Genomic DNA, 19,501 nt, shown 5'->3' with positions numbered 1-19,501 from the left:
TGGTTTATCGGTTTAGTTTATCTTTTCCGGTTTTCAACCGTTTTAGTAAGTAGTTAATCTGCTGTTGTTGCTTTTGGTCTTTCTTATCCTTCTCGATGAGATACAAGGTTAGCTCTTCGATCTTCTTCATCTGTAATTTGACCAACTCGCCAAGGTTCGCACCGTTCTTTTCTATTTCTTTCGCAGACGGTATTTCGGGTAAATGGTGGTTCTGATCTATGTAAACATTAATCTGCTGTAGGCTTGGTAATTTATAGTTAGGCCTGAAAACGTAATCAGACCACCCGTTCATATCCACCTTGATCTGTTGTGAATGGATAGTACCGTTGACTCCCAGCGCGTAGCCTTGGGTATTCGTAGTTCCTATACCTACATTACCGTTGATAGAAAGGATATTTGAACCTGCATTAGCATAGCCTCCTAGGGCTAATCCACCGCGACTATCAATAATAAAAGGGCTCCACTGAGCCGAATTTGTCTTATCAATAACAAAACGCTGCAAACAACAACTCAAATTAGGGATCAGTTGTGGCGGATACTCCCATACTTCAAAAGCATTTGGCCTGACGCCAAATCCGCCACCCACTGCTGATGTATATATTTTCCAAGTATAGGGAATACCGTTTTGTCCCCGATTAGTTAACGCTATTGGCGTTAATGATTGGTTCTGATCACTACCCGGATCTTGTTGAATAGCTATGCTACTCCCGTTTAAATCCTGTCCTAAAGCTTGTGTAAGCTGAAGGAAGCAAATTACGACTAATAATGTGAGTTTTTTCATATTCAAGAGTTGGGGAATTAATGTGATTGTATCCTTAATTTGCTTAGCTGCTTTTTTAGCGATTGAAATTCATGATTATTTTGCTGATCTGACTTTACCTGTTTCTGTTTCAATATTTTAATTTCCTTGTCCTTCTCAAGCAAATACAGCGTTAACTCCTCAATCTTTTTCATCTGTAGTTTTAACATCGCGTAAACATCAACACCATCCTTTGATATTTGGACAGATGAAGGCATGTTAGGAAGCCTCCCATTCTTTTCTATGTAATCTTTTACTCTACTTAAACTGGCAAGACGGTACTTAGACCTGAAGACGTAGTCCGCCCAAGGATTTGCTGCTGCCACCCTTATTTCCTTTGCCCATATATTACCATTGGTAAAAACATTAGCGCAATTCACTGTTTTTGCTGTAAAATCCGAATTAGCGTTATTTAAGTTTCCGCTATGGTAAAATTCGTACCACGGATTCCATGTTTGGATATCACCATTTCTTGTCCTGAAAGAAATATGTCTGCCGCCGGCAGGACCATAATCTGAACTAATTTGTGTGTCATAATCCCCACCGAATCCACCATAACTAATCAGTGAGCCATTCCAAGGAGTTCCGGATACCGCATATGCGAAAGTGTAGCCGTTTGAAAAACTATTAGGACTTCCTGCAGCGCTGATGTAAGGATAGGAACGGTCAAGATACTGGTCGGGATCAAAATTGTCCTCGGACCAAACTTTGACCCATGAATTCCAATAGCCAGCGGTATAACGTCTGTAGTACATTTGGTTGTCGAAGGTGGGGATTACGAGTTGAGCGCCGAACCGACCATCTTGTGGCAGGGTAAACTGCACGCCGCTACCATAAGTCTGTCCATTTGGTGCATTAGTAGTGGTTCCGTACCAGCCAATTAAGCCAGGCTGTGAAGACCAATTGTTCATATCACCTAGTTGAACAGGGTTGAGCCACTGACAAAAAGCAAATGCTGGGGAAATAGTTGACAATATGAAAGCAAGTATTATTTTCTTCATAACAAAGTTCGTCACGTTAGTTACGTATATGGTGTTTACCCGCAAGCAAGGCTGTCACCTGCTGTTTAAGTCTGTTAATTTCGTGTTGCTGTTTTTGATCTTTCTTATCCTTCTCAATCAAATAAAGCGTCAGTTCTTCGATCTTCTTCATCTGCAATTTGACAAGTTCACCTAAGTTCGCGCCGTTGGTTTCTATTTCCTGTGCAGAAGGTATTTCTGGTAAGTGGTGATGTTGATCTACGTAAGTTTTAATGTCAGATAATTTGGTAAGATTATACTGGGCTTTGAACACATAATCTGGCCATTGATTAAACTCTTTAACCGTGATTGAAGTAGCGATCGCAGCGCCATTAACGGCCAGTCTGTACCCGTGGGTATCAGCGGTTGATATGCCCAGATTACCGCTTGGGGATAGCGTTAACGCATCGCCTGTGACGGCACTTCCATTACCGTTGTAAATCTGAAAATGAAGACTTTTATCCGGCCCGCCATTATTAATCTGATAGGCATAGCCTGTAGGATCGAAAATGGATCCGGTGGCACTTTCGCGATTGAACGCCAGGCTACCGAAATAACCCTGACCAACACAGTGAATACTCACACCAGCACTAATACCTTTAATTGTCAGGTTAGATCCCGGATTAGTTGTCCCGATGCCAACTTTTCCATCCGGAGTTTCGACAATTACTCTTGACCAAGCTTGGGCTGCGTTATTATTCGTCTTACGGAAATATAAATTTTGATCAAAAAAACTACCCGCTATTTGCATTGCATAATTGTTAGCCGGATTACTATGCCTCACATCTAATAAATGCCACCAGGAATTTGCACCAGACGGGAAATTTATAGGGTTGTATGTTTGATAGAAACCAGAGATGGCTCCGGCATTACCTTGTAGCCCCGCATCATCCCGATAATCTGTACGAGAGTTCGAGTCTCCCCAAGTGGTTTGGGCTTTAACTGACTTAATAACTAATATTAAAAAAAAGACGAGTACTAAGTTTTTCATTGTTTTAACGTTTACCAATAGTTTTTTCTATTTCACCCAGCCTACTTATCAATTTCGCGTTACTTTTCTGAAGCTTATGGATGTGAGCCTGTTGTTCCTTGTCTTTCCTATCCTTTTCAATCAAATACAGTGTTAACTCTTCAATCTTTTTCATTTGCAATTTAACTAACTCACCAAGGTTCGCGCCTTTAGTTTCTATTTCCTGTGCAGAGGGTATCTCTGGTAAGTGATGGTTTCGGTCTACGTAAGTTTTTAGGTCAGATAGCTTCGTCAGATTGTAGTTGGGCTTGAACACATAATCGCCCCAGTTATTAATGTCTACTTTCACTTCTTGAGCGTGAATAGTACCTTTTACGGCAAGCTTAGCGTCTGGAGAAGTTGTACCTATGCCAACTTTATCCATAAAGTAGTTTACTTGCCCTACCTCTTGTTGTCTAAATCCCCCGTCTATTTGGAAGGATATCTGTCCACCTGTTGACGCCATTCCAAAAACTTCATCTCCTCCGCTATAATATAGCCCAGGATTAGACGGCCAAGCACCAGTGGCCCCTAAAAACCAGTTACCAAAAAACAACTTGTCAGACATTCTGATATTTCCTACAACGTGAAGTTTCTGATCTGGTGTGGAAGTTCCGATACCCACGTTGCCGGAATTAATGTAGCTTGCCTGTCCCGCAGCATTTAGCAATATATTAACCGGCGCATTAGTATCTCCGCCATGTATAAAAACCTGTGACGCCCCGTTCGCGAGATGTAAGTTATTACCCTCATCGTAAATCTTGGATCCATATAACTGCAAGTAACCAGGGCCCACCTGACTATTCCATCCGTTTCCTGCGCCGAACAGCTTAACTCCGGTTGTTGAATTGTTAAGCGTGGCGATAGTGATAGAATTACTCTGATTTATAGTTACCTCTCCTGTTGGGGTAGGAAAATTATTTTGTGCAAAAGACATTTCAGTCGCTGCTACCAGCAAGGCAATAAAAAGTAGTCTTTTCATGTGAAAAGCAAGTTGGTTTAAGGTTGAGTATTAAGATAAATCGGGTTATTTTGCTGGCCGAATGACCAATTAGAATCTTTAGGTAATGGTATGCATAAGATGTGTGATATCGGGTTTTGTTGATCTAAATATAACGGTATACTTTAATATTTCAAATCATAAGTCTCAAATCTCTATTTACTCTCTTTTAACGGGACGATCTCAATATGGCCATATATATTTTCAGCCGTACAGGCTTGGGGTTGTTGTCCGGCCCGTTCAGCACCGGCCTTTCAAAAGTCAGGCTTCTGATGTACCCTACCCCTTGCTTTTGCTCCAACTGATCCAGCGCCTTTAGTAAGTGGAAATAGTCCCCCTCAAAAGTTACGGTTTGGTAATTCAGTTTTCCTGTCGACAAATTGCCGGCTTCCGGCAAATCCGCAAGTTTGATTTGCTGCTGATCCGCAAGCTCCGACAGATGCCGGATCAAACGGCTATGAAAAGTCAGCGAATCGGCAGTGTATACCTGTGTTAAACCGGCCAGGTTTTGGTTGATCCGTTCCTGGTAACTACTCGGAATACTAAGTTCCGTTCTGTCCGTTTGTTTACTCAGTTTTTGATGAAGCTGCCACGCAGCCACGGTTTTACTGATCGCCAGTTGGTAGGCCACCCAAAGGATCAGGATCGCACTACCGATCATTACAATTTCAGGTTTCAGGTAACGTTTCATTGATAGTCTATTTGAATTGCAAACCTTCCTGTATTAGCTTCCTGGTCATAACTGAAATTTTTCAGTTGAACACGCCTGATCCAGGCCTTTGTCCTCAACCGCTCGATCCACTCATTTACCGGTATCAGCTTTTCCGATGTTCCGCTAATCGTGATCACCTTTGATTCGAATTTCAACTGCCTTCCTGTGCCTGTCGAATGCGGGGTAATCGGATCGATGCTTAGTTTATCCCATTTTACTTCTCGTGGTAACAGTTCCCCTATTTCGTCAATCCGTTTAGCTTTCCGTTGGTTCTCTTCCCAGCCAAGCGAATCCAACAAGGCTTTTTTGGCAGCAATACTATCCGCAAGCGCTTCGCTTTGCTCCGCGTCTTTCGTAGTTTGCCCAATTTGTGTGGCCAGCCTGGTGTTCGCGCTTTCCAAAAAAGTAAGCGTGATAAAATTGACTAACAGTACTACAAACAGGCCGCATAAAAAAACAACCCCTATCGTACGCCATTTTACTTTAGCCAATGCACCATCCCTGGCTACTTCCAGCATCGGTACCAGAGCTGCAACCGGTGAAACCAGCGTACTTAGCGCTAACTGAAACGCCGCTGCGTAAGGGATTACCGCCCGTTCGTCCACCTGTTCCTGATCCAGTTTCAGTTTGCGGGAATTAGTTAACGCTTCGTACTTTATGCCCGACCACTCCCCTGACCCGTTCAATTCAAGCTCGTAACCGCTTAAGGACAGATGTTCCTTCACCTGAAGTTGATCAAGAATGTGCGCAACAGGGAACAAACCTAATGACAATTGTAACGGTTGCAGGCCCAGCCCCAGCAACTGGCTGATCCACCGGTCTGCTTCAGTTCTTCGTATCAGGGCCGCATATTTAGCTTCACCTGAATTAAATTCCTGGATATAAAAGTCATCCGGTTGTGCATTGGGCAACACCTGCGTAAAATCAGTTTGGTCGGCCTTCAGCTGTTTAATCAACACCCCTTTCCCATAAATATTAACTGCTACGGGAACATTAGGCGGCACCATTTTTTTCAACTCATTAGCCTGATCCAATCCCACGGTATGCTTGTCGATACTGAGCTGATCACCTTTCAGGCTGATACAGCAAACGTGGTACAGGACATTACCGTCGCGATGCACTTCGATAGAAATGCCTGCCACTTTTTGGAACCGATAATACTTCGAGAGCATATTATAAAATGATCGTCGGCTTGATAAATACCATGGTCACTACTTTCCCGGTTGTTTTTGAGCGCTTACTGAAAATGTACTTTAAGATCGGGATGCGCGATAACAATGGAATCCCGGAAGCGCTTTCGCTACCCTCGCTCCGCTCAATCCCCCCCAATACAATCATATCTTCATTATGCGCACGGATAATAGACTCAAACTTACTGGTTGACTTCGGCGGAGGGGCGTTGTCAGGAGGATTACCCGTAAAATCAGAGATATCTACCTTAATATTCAGTGTCACCTGGTCATCTCCTGAGACAACAGGCTTGATATTGATCGTCAAATTTGCAGATGTCTCCTGGTAGGTGTTCGAAAAGATCGACTGCGAGGTGGTGGTGGTTGGTATAACGTTTTGTGTAACGTTCTTGTAATACCGGGTATTCCCAATACTTAAGGTTGCGTTGTGGCCATTCAGGGTAGAAAGCTTAGGAACAGAACGCACGTCGATATTGTCCTTATCTTCCAGCGCTTTCAGTGAAACATAAAAATTAGGCACCACATGCCCCAGGTTAACCCCGGTTGCTCCGCCTACCCGGTTTAAAAAGTTATTGATCGAACTCGCGCCGAAAGTAAAGTCGATCCCCGGCAAGACCGATCCCCCTGTCTTCACACTGTCCGCCACACCGGCGGAGATACCCGTGGAAATGGTTCTGAAATTATGTACATCAATCAGTGTTACCTCGATGAGTACCATTGGCACTAAAACGTCCAGTTGCTTCACAAAGGATTGAATTTCCTCGATCTGCGGTTTAGAACCCGATAGCAATAGTGTATTCTGTTCACGGAACTCCTTCACTTCCACACCCTTTTTCCATTCCGCGGGGATCATCGCCATTACCGTATCGATAGAACGGTTTTGCAGCTTAATGACCCGGTTCACGCGCAGCCCCTCCAATTTCCGGTCGCCGATCATGTAGACACCGCTATCCATGTTGTAGGTATAGTCGGTGCTCTTAAAAAGCATCGTTAAGAAGTTATCATAACTTAAATCATTCGCATGAATGGTAACTGTCCCCTTTAACTCCGAATAAATCGAATAATTTTTATTCAACTGCAACGAGGCATTTTTTACCAGGTCGGCAATCGGGGCGTTCGTCGCATCCACGGATATTACTTTTTCCCCCGTGGGCAATGTCCGGGTAAATAAGCCGGTGTTTCCGCCTGATCCCGCTGAAGTCTGCGGCTTGAATACTTTCCGCACGCTGGTTTTGCTATCACCGTTCACGTAGAGTTGCTCCCCATCTTCCAGCGGCTGGAATAAGTAAAAATTATCATTGGTTTTCACCAGCTTGACCTCGTTTGCAAAGGCCAGCTTTTCCATCGCGACATCAAATGGCGCTGCCGCAAAAAAACCACTGATCAATTTGGACTGAAGCGCTACAGGAACTATTACATTTTTACCGGACACTTGCGTGATCTTTTTGGCAACTGCACTCAGCGTGTCCTGATTCAATTCCAGGCTCAGGCTGTTATCCCCATAACTGTATTTAATAATCGGAACTTTTATCACCGGCCTCAAAGGCGGCTGGGCAACTTTAAACGGTTTTACAATGATAATGGAACCTATATTGGAAATCTCCAGGCTGTTCTGTTCGGCTAGCAACACCAGGATATTGGCCGCTGTAACATTACTAAAGGTGTTGTAAATCTTAAAATCAAGCGCAGGATCGACATTAAAACTCAAGTTATTCAGCTTGCCAATCGCCGTTAGGTAATCCCTTAAGGATACGCCGGTGACCGAAAGCTGTACTTTCTCATTCAACCCGGGATTGGTACGGGCCATGCTATCCAACCGATGCTGAATAGCGGTAATACGCGGATTTGTTGTCTGCGCCTTGACCGAAAAGGTGACAAAAATGACAAATAGAAAAATAGTAAAGGTCAGGTAGTTTTTCAACACAAATTTTTTAATAATTAAATAATAGCGGATAAATTTCATCGAGCGACGTTTGCCCGTTCTTAAACAGTTCAAAGGCATTCTCTGCCAATGTAAGAACACCTCTTTCGGCCAGCAGATGGTCAACCTGCATTTCTGCGTTTTTAATCGCGAGGGCAAAGTCCTGGTCAATTGGAATAACTTCGTAAACAGCCTTGCGCCCTTTGTAACCTGTGTAGTAGCAATGAGCACATCCCTTGGCTACGTAATGGTGCGAAACCTGACTATAGGGCTTAAATTGCCTTGGATATAAAGCGTTGTCAAATACTTCTTGTTGACGGCATTCCGGGCATAATAATCGGATCAGCCGTTGGGCTACGGACGTATTCAACGTATTGGCCAGTAAAAAAGAAGGCACCCCCATATCGATCAAGCGTGATATGGTTCCCCACGCAGAATTAGTGTGTATCGTTGATAACACCAGGTGGCCGGTCAATGCCGCACGAATAGCCATATTGGCGGTTTCAGTATCGCGGATCTCGCCAACCATGATCACATCCGGATCTTGTCTCAGAAAGGTTTTCAGCGCAGTGGCAAACCCTAAACCAATACTTTCTTTCAGCTGTACCTGGTTGATGCCTTCGAGTGTATATTCAATCGGATCTTCAATGGTAAGGATGTTCCTTGTTTCCTTATTCAGCAGTTTCAAGGTGGCGTACAAGGTTGTTGTTTTTCCCGAACCTGTCGGTCCGCTGATGAGTAGGATACCGGTTGGCCTCCTGATTCCCTGTAAATAACTCTCGAGATCGGCCTCGGAGAAACCTAAGGTATACAGATCGATATTGGTGGCATCGTTGCTCAGTAACCTCAGCACCACTTTTTCCCCATGTAGAGTGGGCAATACGGATACCCGGATATCAAATTGCTGATTACCGCTTTTAAAGTTGATCCGTCCATCCTGCGGCAAGCGTTTTTCTGCAATATCCAGGTTAGACAATATTTTGATCTTATTGACCAACGCCGGGTATTCATCCTGTTTCAGCAAATATCGCTCTACCATTAAACCGTCGATACGAACACGAACGCGACATTTCTGTTCATAAATCTCTATATGGATATCGCTGCTTTTGAGATTACGCGCCTCCTGTATTAACTGGCGCAGGAAATCCTCGTCCTGCTGCTGTTGTAGTTGCGGCGACGCAGTAGCCTGGTCTTTCAGGTAATACTTGGACAAGTACTTATCAATATCCGCATTTGCCAGTGGCACCAGATTAATCCCTAATCCTGTTAGCAACTCCAGCTCTTCCTGTAAGTTGAACCGGTCAGCAGTGGCTTCGCAGTAAAGCGTTAAGGTATGGTCTCGGCGTTCGAAAGGCAACACACGGTAATGCCAGGCCTGGTCCTTTGTAAGCCAGTGCAACTGATCTGCTGTTAATACAATTTCGGCGGCAGAACTCATGGCTGTAAAAGATTGAGCAGATAACTATCGTCCGTCAGCTTAAAAGCCGGCTTGATCCACGAAAATGCGAACAAGACAACAAAAAACAAGGCCTGCAACCCGGCCAGCGGGATGTGGTTTTTATTCCGGGCGTATCGTCTCACCACAAGTAGCCAGGCTAAAAGGGAGACCAGCAAGCTGGAGATGTAAAAAGCAATAAAGTTAACCGTACTTAAATAGCAGGCGACAACCAGGATAAAGAAGATATCGCCCCAGTTGAACATACCGCGGGTAAGGTTCACCCACTGTTTATGCTTTAAAGAAAAATAAACGCTTACCAGTAAGAATTGCACCAACAAGAATAGCACATTAAAGACGACGGCATAAAGCATCGTGGATATCTTTCCCTCCTGTAGGTAATGCAAGGATACCAGCAACAACAATCCAAACGGAAACAAAACCCAGTGTACAGCGCGGAATAGCATATCTTCTGCGAAAATGAAAAGGAAAACAGCCAGGACCAGAATCTTAACAACAAGCATTAATCAGGGACCACCTCCTTCAGTGTTTTATCCTGATCAATCTCCCAGACATTGAACTTGCTGTTGGCATTAAAATCGACAACTGCGGTGGCTTTTGCCGTAAAACCGCTATTGGTAGCAGAAGTAACTTCAATTTTATAATTAGCCCTTCCGTCCTTGCTTTCGGTTGTTAGTTTCTCCTGAACAAATCCCAGTTCATTCAGATCAGTAGTATACTTCGAGTGCTCGTAGAAATAATTTTTTTCGAGGGTGTGGATATGTTCCAACTGTAGCTTGGCTTCGGTGGCTTTTGCTTTCGTAATCAAAGGCAACAAGTTCGGCAACACCAGCAATACCAATATGCCGATAATCACCAAAACCACTAAAATTTCTGTTAGGGTATAGGCGTCAAGCTTTTTCTTAAATTGTAAACCAGCCGGATTTTTAAAACTTCGCATCGGAATAAGGTTTGTCTAAACTACTAAAAATTTAGCAACAGTCAAGGTATTTTACGAAAGATTAAAAGCCAATTTACTTCCTTCCCTTTGCAGAAAGTTTTTCCAGTTTTGCCAGGCGTGCTTCCAATTGCTTTTGCTTTTTATCTTTTTCAATTAAGTACAAGGTTAGCTCTTCTATCTTTTTCATTTGCAGCTTCACTAGTTCGCCCAAATTTGCACCGTTCTTTTCTATTTCTTGCGCGGACGGAATTTCGGGTAGGTGGTGATGTTGGTCCACATAATTTTTAACTGCTGACAAGCTTGTTAAATGATAATCAGGCTTGAAGACGTAGTCTCCCCAATTATTCATATCTACTTTCACTTCCTGAGTGTGTATAGCTCCCTTAACTGATAGTTTGGCATCGGGGGTCGTGGTACCAATACCGACATTACCATCAACAACCAAACCGTAATTCTGAAAATGAGCGTAATCAGTATTAGTATAAGGTAAAACCAATGCAGAACTTCCGTCACCGCTCTTAATATTTAAATTATAACCCTCAGCTTGCACTTGCCGGTAATACGTATTTACAGTATTAAACTTTACACCATTTATATAGGATACGTCCCGCGTTGTGATCCCTCCGTTAACATCTACTTTATTGTTGGGATTTGTTGTACCTATACCCACATTTCCCGTTTGCGGCCAGGGGTAAGTATTTTGCGCATAAGAAGCTTGTAATAAAAAAGCAAAAATGGCGATAAGAATGTATTTCTTCATAAAATGTGAAATGAGGTTATTACTTTACCTTGCTTTTTAACAATAAAAGTTGTTTACGCAATTCGTTGATTTGACTTTGCTGGTTTTGATTGATTTGTCGTTGTAGCTTCTCAATTTGCACCTGTTGCGCTTTAACTTCTTTATCCTTCTCAATTAGATACAGAGTCAACTCTTCGATTTTTTTTGTCTGTAATTTTACCATTTCCCCCAAATCAATACCTTTAGCTTTTACCTCACTTTCTGATGGCATATCAGGTAAATGCCTGTTTTGACTGATGTAGGTACTGATACTGCTCAGGGAAGGTAATTTGTAGGAAGGCTTGAAGACATAATCCGGCCATTGATCAAAGTTTTTAACTGTAACCGAAGTTGCAATAGCAGATCCGTTTACCGCTAGCTTATAGCCTTTAGTATCTGCTGTACCAATGCCAAATTTCCCGGAATAGACATAAGAAGTACCATTATTGTCTTCAGTAAAATAGGCGTTAGTGCCTAATCGTGTGCCGCCTGTGAAATCCCCTCCGAAATTTAATACGAGCATATTACCGTCTCCGTGCACCATTGCCCGTCCTCCTGAGCCTCTCCCAGAATATTTAAAATAAATATCTGCGAACCCATTATAAAACAGAAAGTTATTTTCATTGGTCACTTTGAAATTCCCATTTACCGTCAATGCATAATCGGGATCTGTCGTACCAATACCTACTTTCCCATTTGTAATGCTCATGACCATTTTTGCGCCAGTTGAAGAATCGTACGGATTAGGATAGCCTTGATTATAAAATCTTATGCCTCCGTATACAGAATGAGCAGATAAGGTTAAACCTGTATGATAGTTGATCATCATGGTACCCATCCAGGGATGAGGATTCGGTCGAACGTCTATGGTCCGGTCAAAGTTTTCGCCCCATCCAAAAATACTATTTGCCCCAACTCCCTGAGGCGCATTAGCATAAGTCTGCGTACTAAAAAAACTTTGCGCGATAGATACTTTAAATAGTAACAACAAGGGTGCGATTAGAAGATATTTTTTCATAAAAATTGTGATTAAGTTTGATCTTAGTTTTTTGCCTTTGATTTCGAAAGCAGAATAACTTGCCTCTTCAGATGATTGATCTCCTGCTGTTGTACTTTGTTTTTCTTATTTTCGTCGATCAAATACAAGGTCAGCTCTTCTACTTTCTTCAAAAGCCTGGTATTCATTTCACCCAAATCAATCCCCTCTTTTTGTTGTTGCTGCGCGTTCGGGATTTCTGGTAAATGGTGATGCTTGTTGATATAATCCTGAACCTCGCTTAGACTTGCCAACTTGTAGTCCGCATTAAAAACATAATCGGGAGTTGGAATATTGGTGTCTACCTTCACCTGACTGGCGTGAATGGTCCCGTTGACGGTCAATTTTTGATCTGGCTGGGTAGTGCCAATGCCCACGTTGCCCAGAAAATAATTATTAGTGCTTCCTGCAAAATAAGCTGACCCTGACGAAGTAAAACCATTTGTATTTATCTCTTGTCCCGATTGAAACAAAGCATTATGAGCCGGACCATTTATCTCTTGATAAGGCAACGCATGTTGAACCCCATCATATACTGTTGGATTAACGTTGGCAGTACTATTAACATAATAAGTGTTCCCTCCTCCCCTCAACCAGACAATAATTACACTGCTAGCATTTTGGCTTGTTCCATCCCGCCAAACAGCAATAAAATTGTTATTAAACTGCCTGATGTCGGCATCAATAAAGTTTGAACGATGCCCCCAGTTAGAAACATGATAACGAAATTTAGCTATCAATGAACCCCTCCATGCTCCGTCGTTATGTACGTCGGCCCGACCAAGATCAAACTCTGAAGCCTTGTTGTTAGACCAATTAATATCAATAAAGGTAACCGGATAAAATTTGTCTGCGTCTCCCTGAACAATAAAACTACTTGAATATTGGGCCAGTGTTATTTGATGAATGAATAATAAAAAAAAGATTGTGATGGCGAAGGCTTTTTTCTGCATATCTAACGTTTTGATTTAAGTTTTTGATCGATCTGATTGAATTTGAACAACAGTTGTTGATTATTCTGTTTTAGCTTCCTTAGCTGTTCTTCTTGCAGTTTATTCTTCTGATGTTCCTGCAACAAATACAACGTCAGTTCTTCCACTTTTTTCAAAAGCTTCGTATTCATTTCACCCAAATCAATTCCCTCTTTCTGTTACTGTTGCGCATTAGGAATTTCGGGCAAGTGGTGATACCTATTAATATAATCCTGAACCTTGCTTAGACTTGCCAACTTATAATCCGCATTAAAAACATAATCGGGGGTAGGAATATTGGTATCCACCTTCACCTGACTGGCATGTATGGTACCGTTGACAGTCAGTTTTTGATCTGGCTGGGTAGTGCCAATGCCTACATTACCGTTGTTTGCCACAAGCCAATTATCCAATAAAATGAAAGACGGTCGTCCTGAATTTACCGGTGACAACTTTAGAATTGTTTGCTGATTATCTGCGTAGTTTGAAGCGGTTATATCAAGGTCTATTGCATTACCACGATCCGTAGTAATAAATCTCCATCTATAAGAATTTTCGTAATTAGCCGAAAGAATAAGATTAGTCGAGCTTATGGAATTTCCGAAAATATTGACTGAACCATTGGATGTATTGGAAGTATTAATTCCAAGTCCAGGACTATAAAAATGACCACTTGAATAAAGTTTATTATTACTGCTCCATAATCTTATGGAATAGTCAAGTGGATCATCTGTAGATTCATGAAAATCAAAATATTTACCCACTTCTGTAACTCCGTCGCCTGCAGAGAACAACGTTCTTCCCCAGTATGGTTGAGCGTAACTTGAAATATGTGTAAAGAGAATTAATAAGATAGCGAGAAAATGCTTGTTGAGATTTTTAGCCATATCTAATTGTAATAAAGTTTGCCTAAAGATAGTAGCCTTTTTACATGGAAAGCAACTTTCTATGTAAAAAATCCCTTTTAGAAATGCCTTTATTTATTGGCGCAAATGATTTAACTTAGTCTACAATGAAAAACCCTTTATCACGTTTTTTTTTGCTTTTCGCGAGCCTGGCATCGCTATACTTAGTCAGCTGTAAAGACCTTATCGAACCATCTATTGAACACCGTGATATTCAGGCACAAGCGCCCGGAGATAAGTATCAGACCACTAATTACACGGTCGGTTTCTGGTGGGATGAGGTTGAAGATGCACTGAAATACCGATTGCAGGTGGTCAACCCAAAATTTGATTCCGTCGCTGCCCTTGTCCTTGATACGTTGGTTAAAAGCAACAAATTTTCGGTCAATCTTGGTCCGGGTAATTATCAGTGGCGCGTACGTGCCGAAAACGGAAGTTCGCAAACGGCCTATTCAAGCCCCAGAAGTTTTACGATCTTTTACTCCTCGCTAAAGCAACAACGTTTACAGGTGGGGGCTCCGGCTAATAACTTACTGACGAACCAGTCTCCGTTGACCTTTAGCTGGGGTACGTTATATGGGGCTACCAAATATCATATTCAGATTGACACTGCTAATTTCGTAGACGAAACCAAGCTCTACTATGACAAAACAGTCCCCGGACAGCAGCTCAGCGTTTCTTTCAGCAAAGACCTGAATTACCAATGGCGCGTCCGTGCGGAGAACGACACGGCGCAGTCGCAATGGTCCGCAGTAAACTACTTTACTGTAGACAGAACGGCGCCTGCCGCAGTCACCCTGTTAACGCCAACAGACAAATCCATTCTGCAAAGCCCCGTTAGCCTTTCCTGGAACAGTTCAGCATCTGCCGTAAGATACCGCTTATACCTCTACCAGTCTGACGGAAAAACGACTTTCAACAGCACTTTTCCCCTGTTGTTGAACACCACTACTTATAATTTTACCGGCGGAACCTCTGGCAATCAACTTTACTGGAAAGTAACCGCGCTCGACGCTGCGGGTAACGAAAGCCAGGCCAGCGAGCTGAGAACATTTACCATTCAATAGAAAATGAAGAGTAAGCTATTGAATTATTTATTGATCGCAGCGGTAGCGATGGTTTGGGGGCTGATCATCTACCGGGTAGTCGATGCCGTATCTGGCGAGGATGAACCCATTGTTCTTCAAAATAAAGCAAGACCAAAGGAGCCGCTGCAAGACTATGCCATGCATCCGGACACGACATCCCTTGCATTGAATTACCCGGATCCTTTTGAACACACTGCGCCCAGGGAAACTAAATCAGCGTTAGCGGTCCCGGTAGAAGTAAAACCGCTTCCCGTTTCAACTGCCCCGCATTTAACCCCTCCAACTGCTGTAAACTGGTCCTTTATTAGTTATGGGGGTTACTTGCGCAATCCGGGCAGCAAAAAAACCTTGGCGCTGGTTACCATTAACGGCCGTGAATTTATGCTCAGCGAAGGGGAAACGGCCGAACAGGTAAAGCTATTAAAAAACATGCGCGACTCGATCAAAATTGCCTTTGCAGGCAAAACCAGGTATATCGCAATTAATAAAAGACCATGATGAAACGATTGGTGTGGCTATTATTTTTGCCTTTATGGGGCAATGCACAAAAACTACCCGACTTCGGGGTTAACAAAGTTCGCTTCACACAAGGGGACCAAACCATTGTTGCGGAGCTGCTGACTACCGGGAAAAACATTTTCCCGGAAAATGACAGAACCTATTACTGGTACAGCGCTAATAATATCAGGCATACGCAGGGCGGCTTTAGCGGTCGTTTATTGAACGGCGTTTATACTGCTTTTTACCCAAACAACAACCTGAAAGAACAAGGCTATTTCAATAATGGCTTAAAAGACGGCCTCTGGCATTCGTGGAACGAGAACGGCAGTTTGCACGAGGAATTAAACTGGAATAACGGCATATTGAATGGCAAATTCCGCAGGTATGATGAACAAGGGAACTTGAAGGAAACCGGAAAATATAAAAAGGGACGGGCTATTATTGATTCCTTACCTAAACCAGCTAACTCACAAATAGCAACTGCAACAGCTAAAACGAGTTGGTTAAAACGGTGCCTTCAAAAACTCCATTTGGCTAAAAGAAATTCGAAAGAACATCAGCAACCCGCCGGAGCAGATCATTCAAAAAACACCGGGAGGGTGAACTGAGGCATGGTTAAGGCAGGTGCGCTATACCTGGTCATCGTGGTTACGTTGGTAGTGGCTGTGCTATGCTCATCGCTGATTGTAGCCGCCTATCTTTACAAAAGCCAATATCAGCAGAAATTCAGGTACGATGTATTATCGAACAATCTCCTATCAGCAGAAAACCTGGTTTTAAGTGTCGATAGCATTGATAAAAAATTAAGCTTGTTCAATTCCGTCAACGACTCCGTTATTGTTCAACGATACCACTGGGGATTATTTGACATTGGCATTGCCAGAAGCTTTATCAACCAGGATACGCTTACCAAGGTATTCTCAATCGCACATTCAATAGATTCTGCTAAATGGTGTGCGATTTACCTGATCGATGAAGACAGGCCGGTCTCTGTAAGCGGGCAAACCACCATCAAGGGTGACGCCTATTTGCCTAAAGCGGGTATTAAAGAAGCTTACGTAGATAACAGCGCTTATCTGGGCGACAAACGTTTGGTTATCGGCAGGAAGCTGACAAGCGAAAAGCAGTTGCCGACCTTAAACTCGGCTATTCTTGCGCAAATCAAATCCTATTTTAAACAGGTAGCGGCGAATAAGCCTACTATTTCCATCCCTGACAGCGCTTCCAATCTATTCCTACAAAACCTAAAAACTTATTGCTTTCACAAAAAAGCATACCAGATCAATTCGGCTATAAAAGGGCATGTACTGATTCAATCTGACACGACCATCCGGATTAGTCGCGAGGCTGATATTCGGGATGCGATCATTTGTGCGCCGACGGTGATCGTAGAGGATGGCTTTACCGGAAACTACCAGATCTTTGCAACAGATTCGGTGCACATTGGTAAAAATTGTAAACTCACCTATCCCTCTGTTATCGGCGCCCTACAGGAACAACGAAAAGATGTAAAATCCCCAGCACGGATTATTATCGGTGAAAATACCAGGATAGACGGCACATTATTTACTTTCCAAGATGGTAAATCTCAATCACCACCGGTAATCGAACTTAAGAAAAATACGGTTATACAGGGTCAGGTTTATGCATCCGGTATTTTAAACTATCAAAAAGATGTAACGATCAACGGCAGTGTTTACGTTTCGAGGTTGCTGTACGAGACGACTTATACCCGCTATGAGAATTACCTGATCAATATTCACATTAATACTCCGGCGCTATCCAGATATTATAATTCTTCGGGCTTACTTCCGGCTGCTTCCCCCAAACAAAAGGTGTTACAATGGCTGAACTAAGAAAAACACTTTGGGGAAAAACAGCCGCTTCTACCATTTTAGAAGTGGTAATTGCGATGCTGATCATCGTCGTGGTCATTGGATTGGCATTTATGATCGTCACCAATGTGAGCAGATTAAGCCTTAGCGGTAGGCGGGTTAAAGCAGCAGCTATACTGGAAGATGCAATGACGAAAAACGCAGATCGTCATCCGAAAGACTCTACCTGGAATGCAGATGAATGGCACATCAAACAGCAGGTAAAAAAGGAACAGGAGGCATACGGAACGAGTACGCTTGTGCTGACCTTGTACGATACAGACGATCAGCCTATTGACAGTTTAAAACGTGTTTTGAAAAGATGAAAGCGGAGAAAAACATGATACCTGCATTTACCATTATGGAGCTGACCATAGCCATGTTGATTTCTGCTATTGTTATTGCGTTTGCCTATACTGGATTTGGATTAATCCATAAGATCTATCTTGATTTCAATAAAAAACATCAGCAATTAGCAGTACTGTTAAAAGTGAATGAGTTATTGAAAAAAGATCTGGCGAGATGTGAAGTAGCTGAAGCAAAGCCTGATGAGTTAAGGCTGAGATGGAATAACGAAACCGTTATTTACACCTTTACCCCTGACTATCTTTTGAGAACGACCACCGAAACCGATACATTTAAAGTAAAACTAACCGCTCCCCGGCTGCAATTTGAAGACCAGGAGATTGAACAAGATGAATCTGCTTATCAATTAATAGATGACTTACAGTTTGATGTATATTCGGGTTCAGACCGTTTGCCTTATCATTATTACAAATACTACAGCTCAGCCCAACTTTATTTAAACAGCTATGCCAGTCATTGATCTGAAACGTTACCAAACCACTCCACCGGCAAAAAAAACAGGTGCTGGCGCTGCGATACCATCCTCCGCCGGTTTATGGGAAATTTTGAATAAAGACATCAGTTTCGGCAGCAAGGAATTGAGTGATAAGAAAAAAGAGCACTTATACCTGGAACTGGGCTCCTTGCTCGAAGCTGGGATCAACCTGAAAAGCAGCCTGGAACTGATTACGGCAGACCAGCAAAAGCCCAAAGACAAAGTACTATTTAAGACTATTTTAGACGATGTATTAGGGGGAGCTACATTATCCATCGCTTTGCAAAAGAGCAACCGCTTCTCCCTTTATGAGATTTATAGCTTGCAGATTGGTGAGGAAACCGGCAAATTGAATGATATACTGAACGACCTGGCGAAGTATTATCAGAACAAGATTAAACAACGCCGGAAGATTATCGGTGCGCTGACTTATCCGTGCATCGTTATGGCAACCTCATTTGGCGCTGTATTCTTCATGCTGAAATTTATTGTACCGATGTTCGGCGATATCTTCAAACGGTTTGGTGGCCAGCTACCATGGATCACGCAAAAAATTATCGGTGTCTCTGAAGCTTTGGAAAATAACTTTTATGCAGGTGCGATAGTAGTGCTATTACTGGTGGTAGCCGTTTATGTTTTTAAAAAGACGCCCCGTTATCAACAATTTACTTCGCAACTGGTGCTTCGGCTCCCTGTTGTAGGCGGCCTTGTACAAAAAATTTATCTGGCACGTTTCTGCAATTCCATGCGGCTACTCATCAACGCGCGTCTGCCTTTACTAAAAGCTATTGCCCTAATCAGGCAAATGATTGCCTACTACCCTATAGAAAGTTCGCTTAAACAAGTGGAAGAAGATATTATGAAAGGGAAAACCTTGCATGAGAGCTTAAAGCAATTCTCCATCTACCCGCCTAAAATGGTGCAATTGGTTAAAGTTGGAGAAGAAACCAACCAGCTCGATTACTTTTTTTTAAAAATAGCTGAACAGTATGTAGACGAAATCGAATATAAAACATCCACTTTGAGCAGTATGATGGAGCCGCTGATCGTTATATTTCTAGGACTGATTGTAGGCATCATCCTGATTTCTATGTACCTACCCTTATTCCAGATGAGTAATAGTTTTCAGTAATGCATAAACCTTTGTTCCACTAGTTCTTTTTAGCTTGGAGTAAGGTGGCCACCTGTTTCTTTAATTGATTAATTTGTTGCTGTTGAAGTCGGTTGCGCCAAATATCTGCTATGGCACGAGTTACAAGTGGCTGTTGCACAACTAAGGTACAATTAGTATCTTAAAGCATGCAAGGGAAGAAACATTATCAGGAGAAACTGTTTACTAACTTTCAATTGTCAGAGCGTATTCCTTTAGATAATCTTTACAGGCGGCTTAAAGAGACTTTAGATTTACAGTTTTTGTATCCCACAACAGCGAAGTATTATGGCAAAGAAGGTCAGAAAAGT

The 19,501-nt window shown here is 42.6% G+C and carries 22 protein-coding genes; 7 read left to right on the top strand and 15 right to left on the bottom strand.

The window, feature by feature from the left end; all coding sequences use genetic code 11:
* Positions 1-4: 4 nt before the first annotated feature.
* From MUY27_RS20220 to MUY27_RS20150, 15 genes are all read right to left on the bottom strand, one after another.
* A complete protein-coding gene (locus MUY27_RS20220) occupies positions 5-781 on the bottom strand; it encodes a hypothetical protein (RefSeq protein WP_245133261.1) in 777 nt (258 codons plus the stop codon).
* A 17-nt stretch (positions 782-798) separates the two neighbouring features.
* Positions 799-1,800 (bottom strand): hypothetical protein, encoded by a 1,002-nt coding sequence (locus MUY27_RS20215; protein ID WP_245133259.1) that lies wholly within the window; start codon positions 1,798-1,800, stop codon positions 799-801.
* Positions 1,801-1,816: 16 nt separating this feature from the next.
* Positions 1,817-2,809: a pyocin knob domain-containing protein gene (locus MUY27_RS20210; protein ID WP_245133257.1), complete on the bottom strand. Its 993-nt coding sequence runs from the start codon at positions 2,807-2,809 to the stop codon at positions 1,817-1,819.
* 4 nt (positions 2,810-2,813) lie between these two features.
* The gene (locus MUY27_RS20205) at positions 2,814-3,809 is read right to left on the bottom strand and encodes a hypothetical protein (protein ID WP_245133255.1); all 996 of its coding nucleotides are present in this window, start codon (positions 3,807-3,809) and stop codon (positions 2,814-2,816) included.
* A 187-nt stretch (positions 3,810-3,996) separates the two neighbouring features.
* Positions 3,997-4,518 carry a hypothetical protein gene (locus MUY27_RS20200; protein ID WP_245133253.1) on the bottom strand — a complete coding sequence of 174 codons (522 nt, stop codon included), beginning with the start codon at positions 4,516-4,518 and terminating at the stop codon, positions 3,997-3,999.
* The gene (locus MUY27_RS20195; RefSeq protein ID WP_245133251.1) at positions 4,515-5,711 is read right to left on the bottom strand and encodes a hypothetical protein; all 1,197 of its coding nucleotides are present in this window, start codon (positions 5,709-5,711) and stop codon (positions 4,515-4,517) included. Before MUY27_RS20195 ends, MUY27_RS20200 begins: the two co-directional genes overlap by 4 nt.
* Position 5,712: 1 nt before the next feature.
* The gene (locus MUY27_RS20190) at positions 5,713-7,692 is read right to left on the bottom strand and encodes a type II secretion system protein GspD (protein WP_245133249.1); all 1,980 of its coding nucleotides are present in this window, start codon (positions 7,690-7,692) and stop codon (positions 5,713-5,715) included.
* Positions 7,661-9,088, bottom strand: a complete 1,428-nt coding sequence (locus tag MUY27_RS20185; RefSeq protein WP_245133247.1) for a GspE/PulE family protein — start codon at positions 9,086-9,088, stop codon at positions 7,661-7,663. Before MUY27_RS20185 ends, MUY27_RS20190 begins: the two co-directional genes overlap by 32 nt.
* The gene (locus tag MUY27_RS20180; RefSeq protein WP_245133245.1) at positions 9,085-9,552 is read right to left on the bottom strand and encodes a hypothetical protein; all 468 of its coding nucleotides are present in this window, start codon (positions 9,550-9,552) and stop codon (positions 9,085-9,087) included. Before MUY27_RS20180 ends, MUY27_RS20185 begins: the two co-directional genes overlap by 4 nt.
* 56 nt (positions 9,553-9,608) lie before the next feature.
* On the bottom strand, positions 9,609-10,046 hold the full coding sequence (locus MUY27_RS20175; protein WP_245133242.1) for a type IV pilin protein: 438 nt from the start codon (positions 10,044-10,046) through the stop codon (positions 9,609-9,611).
* Between the two features lie 73 nt (positions 10,047-10,119).
* The gene (locus MUY27_RS20170; RefSeq protein ID WP_245133240.1) at positions 10,120-10,806 is read right to left on the bottom strand and encodes a hypothetical protein; all 687 of its coding nucleotides are present in this window, start codon (positions 10,804-10,806) and stop codon (positions 10,120-10,122) included.
* Between the two features lie 19 nt (positions 10,807-10,825).
* On the bottom strand, positions 10,826-11,842 hold the full coding sequence (locus tag MUY27_RS20165) for a hypothetical protein (RefSeq protein ID WP_245133237.1): 1,017 nt from the start codon (positions 11,840-11,842) through the stop codon (positions 10,826-10,828).
* Positions 11,843-11,865: 23 nt separating this feature from the next.
* Positions 11,866-12,813, bottom strand: a complete 948-nt coding sequence (locus tag MUY27_RS20160) for a tail fiber protein (RefSeq protein ID WP_245133235.1) — start codon at positions 12,811-12,813, stop codon at positions 11,866-11,868.
* Positions 12,814-12,815: 2 nt separating this feature from the next.
* Positions 12,816-12,983 (bottom strand): hypothetical protein, encoded by a 168-nt coding sequence (locus MUY27_RS20155; RefSeq protein ID WP_245133232.1) that lies wholly within the window; start codon positions 12,981-12,983, stop codon positions 12,816-12,818.
* A 27-nt stretch (positions 12,984-13,010) separates the two neighbouring features.
* Complete coding sequence (locus MUY27_RS20150) at positions 13,011-13,718, bottom strand: hypothetical protein (protein WP_245133230.1); 708 nt, start codon at positions 13,716-13,718, stop codon at positions 13,011-13,013.
* Between the two features lie 125 nt (positions 13,719-13,843).
* On the opposite strand from MUY27_RS20150, the gene MUY27_RS20145 reads away from it, so the two are divergent.
* From MUY27_RS20145 to MUY27_RS20115, 7 genes are read left to right on the top strand one after another with little or no spacing between them, the layout of a single operon-like run.
* Positions 13,844-14,803 (top strand): fibronectin type III domain-containing protein, encoded by a 960-nt coding sequence (locus MUY27_RS20145; RefSeq protein ID WP_245133229.1) that lies wholly within the window; start codon positions 13,844-13,846, stop codon positions 14,801-14,803.
* A 3-nt stretch (positions 14,804-14,806) separates the two neighbouring features.
* The gene (locus tag MUY27_RS20140; RefSeq protein WP_245133227.1) at positions 14,807-15,322 is read left to right on the top strand and encodes a hypothetical protein; all 516 of its coding nucleotides are present in this window, start codon (positions 14,807-14,809) and stop codon (positions 15,320-15,322) included.
* On the top strand, positions 15,319-15,933 hold the full coding sequence (locus tag MUY27_RS20135) for a toxin-antitoxin system YwqK family antitoxin (RefSeq protein WP_245133225.1): 615 nt from the start codon (positions 15,319-15,321) through the stop codon (positions 15,931-15,933). Before MUY27_RS20140 ends, MUY27_RS20135 begins: the two co-directional genes overlap by 4 nt.
* A gap of 3 nt (positions 15,934-15,936) precedes the next feature.
* Positions 15,937-17,181 carry a hypothetical protein gene (locus MUY27_RS20130; RefSeq protein ID WP_245133224.1) on the top strand — a complete coding sequence of 415 codons (1,245 nt, stop codon included), beginning with the start codon at positions 15,937-15,939 and terminating at the stop codon, positions 17,179-17,181.
* A complete protein-coding gene (locus MUY27_RS20125; RefSeq protein WP_245133222.1) occupies positions 17,169-17,525 on the top strand; it encodes a type IV pilus modification PilV family protein in 357 nt (118 codons plus the stop codon). The genes MUY27_RS20130 and MUY27_RS20125 overlap by 13 nt, the downstream gene beginning before the upstream one ends.
* Complete coding sequence (locus tag MUY27_RS20120) at positions 17,522-18,025, top strand: PulJ/GspJ family protein (protein WP_245133220.1); 504 nt, start codon at positions 17,522-17,524, stop codon at positions 18,023-18,025. Before MUY27_RS20125 ends, MUY27_RS20120 begins: the two co-directional genes overlap by 4 nt.
* Positions 18,012-19,172 carry a type II secretion system F family protein gene (locus MUY27_RS20115; RefSeq protein ID WP_245133218.1) on the top strand — a complete coding sequence of 387 codons (1,161 nt, stop codon included), beginning with the start codon at positions 18,012-18,014 and terminating at the stop codon, positions 19,170-19,172. Before MUY27_RS20120 ends, MUY27_RS20115 begins: the two co-directional genes overlap by 14 nt.
* Positions 19,173-19,501 lie beyond the last annotated feature (329 nt).

This window comes from Mucilaginibacter straminoryzae, from assembly GCF_022953055.1.
GTDB classification, from domain to species: Bacteria; Bacteroidota; Bacteroidia; order Sphingobacteriales; family Sphingobacteriaceae; genus Mucilaginibacter; species Mucilaginibacter straminoryzae.
This window is presented reverse-complemented; position numbering and strand designations above follow the sequence as displayed.

What these genes read in the sequence shown, in the direction of transcription:
- MUY27_RS20220 (WP_245133261.1), bottom strand. Translation starts at nt 781, where the DNA reads ATGAAAAAACTCACATTATTAGTCGTAATTTGCTTCCTTCAGCTTACA.
- MUY27_RS20215 (WP_245133259.1), bottom strand. Translation starts at nt 1,800, where the DNA reads ATGAAGAAAATAATACTTGCTTTCATATTGTCAACTATTTCCCCAGCA.
- MUY27_RS20210 (WP_245133257.1), bottom strand. Translation starts at nt 2,809, where the DNA reads ATGAAAAACTTAGTACTCGTCTTTTTTTTAATATTAGTTATTAAGTCA.
- MUY27_RS20205 (WP_245133255.1), bottom strand. Translation starts at nt 3,809, where the DNA reads ATGAAAAGACTACTTTTTATTGCCTTGCTGGTAGCAGCGACTGAAATG.
- MUY27_RS20200 (WP_245133253.1), bottom strand. Translation starts at nt 4,518, where the DNA reads ATGAAACGTTACCTGAAACCTGAAATTGTAATGATCGGTAGTGCGATC.
- MUY27_RS20195 (WP_245133251.1), bottom strand. Translation starts at nt 5,711, where the DNA reads ATGCTCTCGAAGTATTATCGGTTCCAAAAAGTGGCAGGCATTTCTATC.
- MUY27_RS20190 (WP_245133249.1), bottom strand. Translation starts at nt 7,692, where the DNA reads ATGAAATTTATCCGCTATTATTTAATTATTAAAAAATTTGTGTTGAAA.
- MUY27_RS20185 (WP_245133247.1), bottom strand. Translation starts at nt 9,088, where the DNA reads ATGAGTTCTGCCGCCGAAATTGTATTAACAGCAGATCAGTTGCACTGG.
- MUY27_RS20180 (WP_245133245.1), bottom strand. Translation starts at nt 9,552, where the DNA reads ATGCTATTCCGCGCTGTACACTGGGTTTTGTTTCCGTTTGGATTGTTG.
- MUY27_RS20175 (WP_245133242.1), bottom strand. Translation starts at nt 10,046, where the DNA reads ATGCGAAGTTTTAAAAATCCGGCTGGTTTACAATTTAAGAAAAAGCTT.
- MUY27_RS20170 (WP_245133240.1), bottom strand. Translation starts at nt 10,806, where the DNA reads ATGAAGAAATACATTCTTATCGCCATTTTTGCTTTTTTATTACAAGCT.
- MUY27_RS20165 (WP_245133237.1), bottom strand. Translation starts at nt 11,842, where the DNA reads ATGAAAAAATATCTTCTAATCGCACCCTTGTTGTTACTATTTAAAGTA.
- MUY27_RS20160 (WP_245133235.1), bottom strand. Translation starts at nt 12,813, where the DNA reads ATGCAGAAAAAAGCCTTCGCCATCACAATCTTTTTTTTATTATTCATT.
- MUY27_RS20155 (WP_245133232.1), bottom strand. Translation starts at nt 12,983, where the DNA reads ATGAATACGAAGCTTTTGAAAAAAGTGGAAGAACTGACGTTGTATTTG.
- MUY27_RS20150 (WP_245133230.1), bottom strand. Translation starts at nt 13,718, where the DNA reads ATGGCTAAAAATCTCAACAAGCATTTTCTCGCTATCTTATTAATTCTC.
- MUY27_RS20145 (WP_245133229.1), top strand. Translation starts at nt 13,844, where the DNA reads ATGAAAAACCCTTTATCACGTTTTTTTTTGCTTTTCGCGAGCCTGGCA.
- MUY27_RS20140 (WP_245133227.1), top strand. Translation starts at nt 14,807, where the DNA reads ATGAAGAGTAAGCTATTGAATTATTTATTGATCGCAGCGGTAGCGATG.
- MUY27_RS20135 (WP_245133225.1), top strand. Translation starts at nt 15,319, where the DNA reads ATGATGAAACGATTGGTGTGGCTATTATTTTTGCCTTTATGGGGCAAT.
- MUY27_RS20130 (WP_245133224.1), top strand. Translation starts at nt 15,937, where the DNA reads ATGGTTAAGGCAGGTGCGCTATACCTGGTCATCGTGGTTACGTTGGTA.
- MUY27_RS20125 (WP_245133222.1), top strand. Translation starts at nt 17,169, where the DNA reads ATGGCTGAACTAAGAAAAACACTTTGGGGAAAAACAGCCGCTTCTACC.
- MUY27_RS20120 (WP_245133220.1), top strand. Translation starts at nt 17,522, where the DNA reads ATGAAAGCGGAGAAAAACATGATACCTGCATTTACCATTATGGAGCTG.
- MUY27_RS20115 (WP_245133218.1), top strand. Translation starts at nt 18,012, where the DNA reads ATGCCAGTCATTGATCTGAAACGTTACCAAACCACTCCACCGGCAAAA.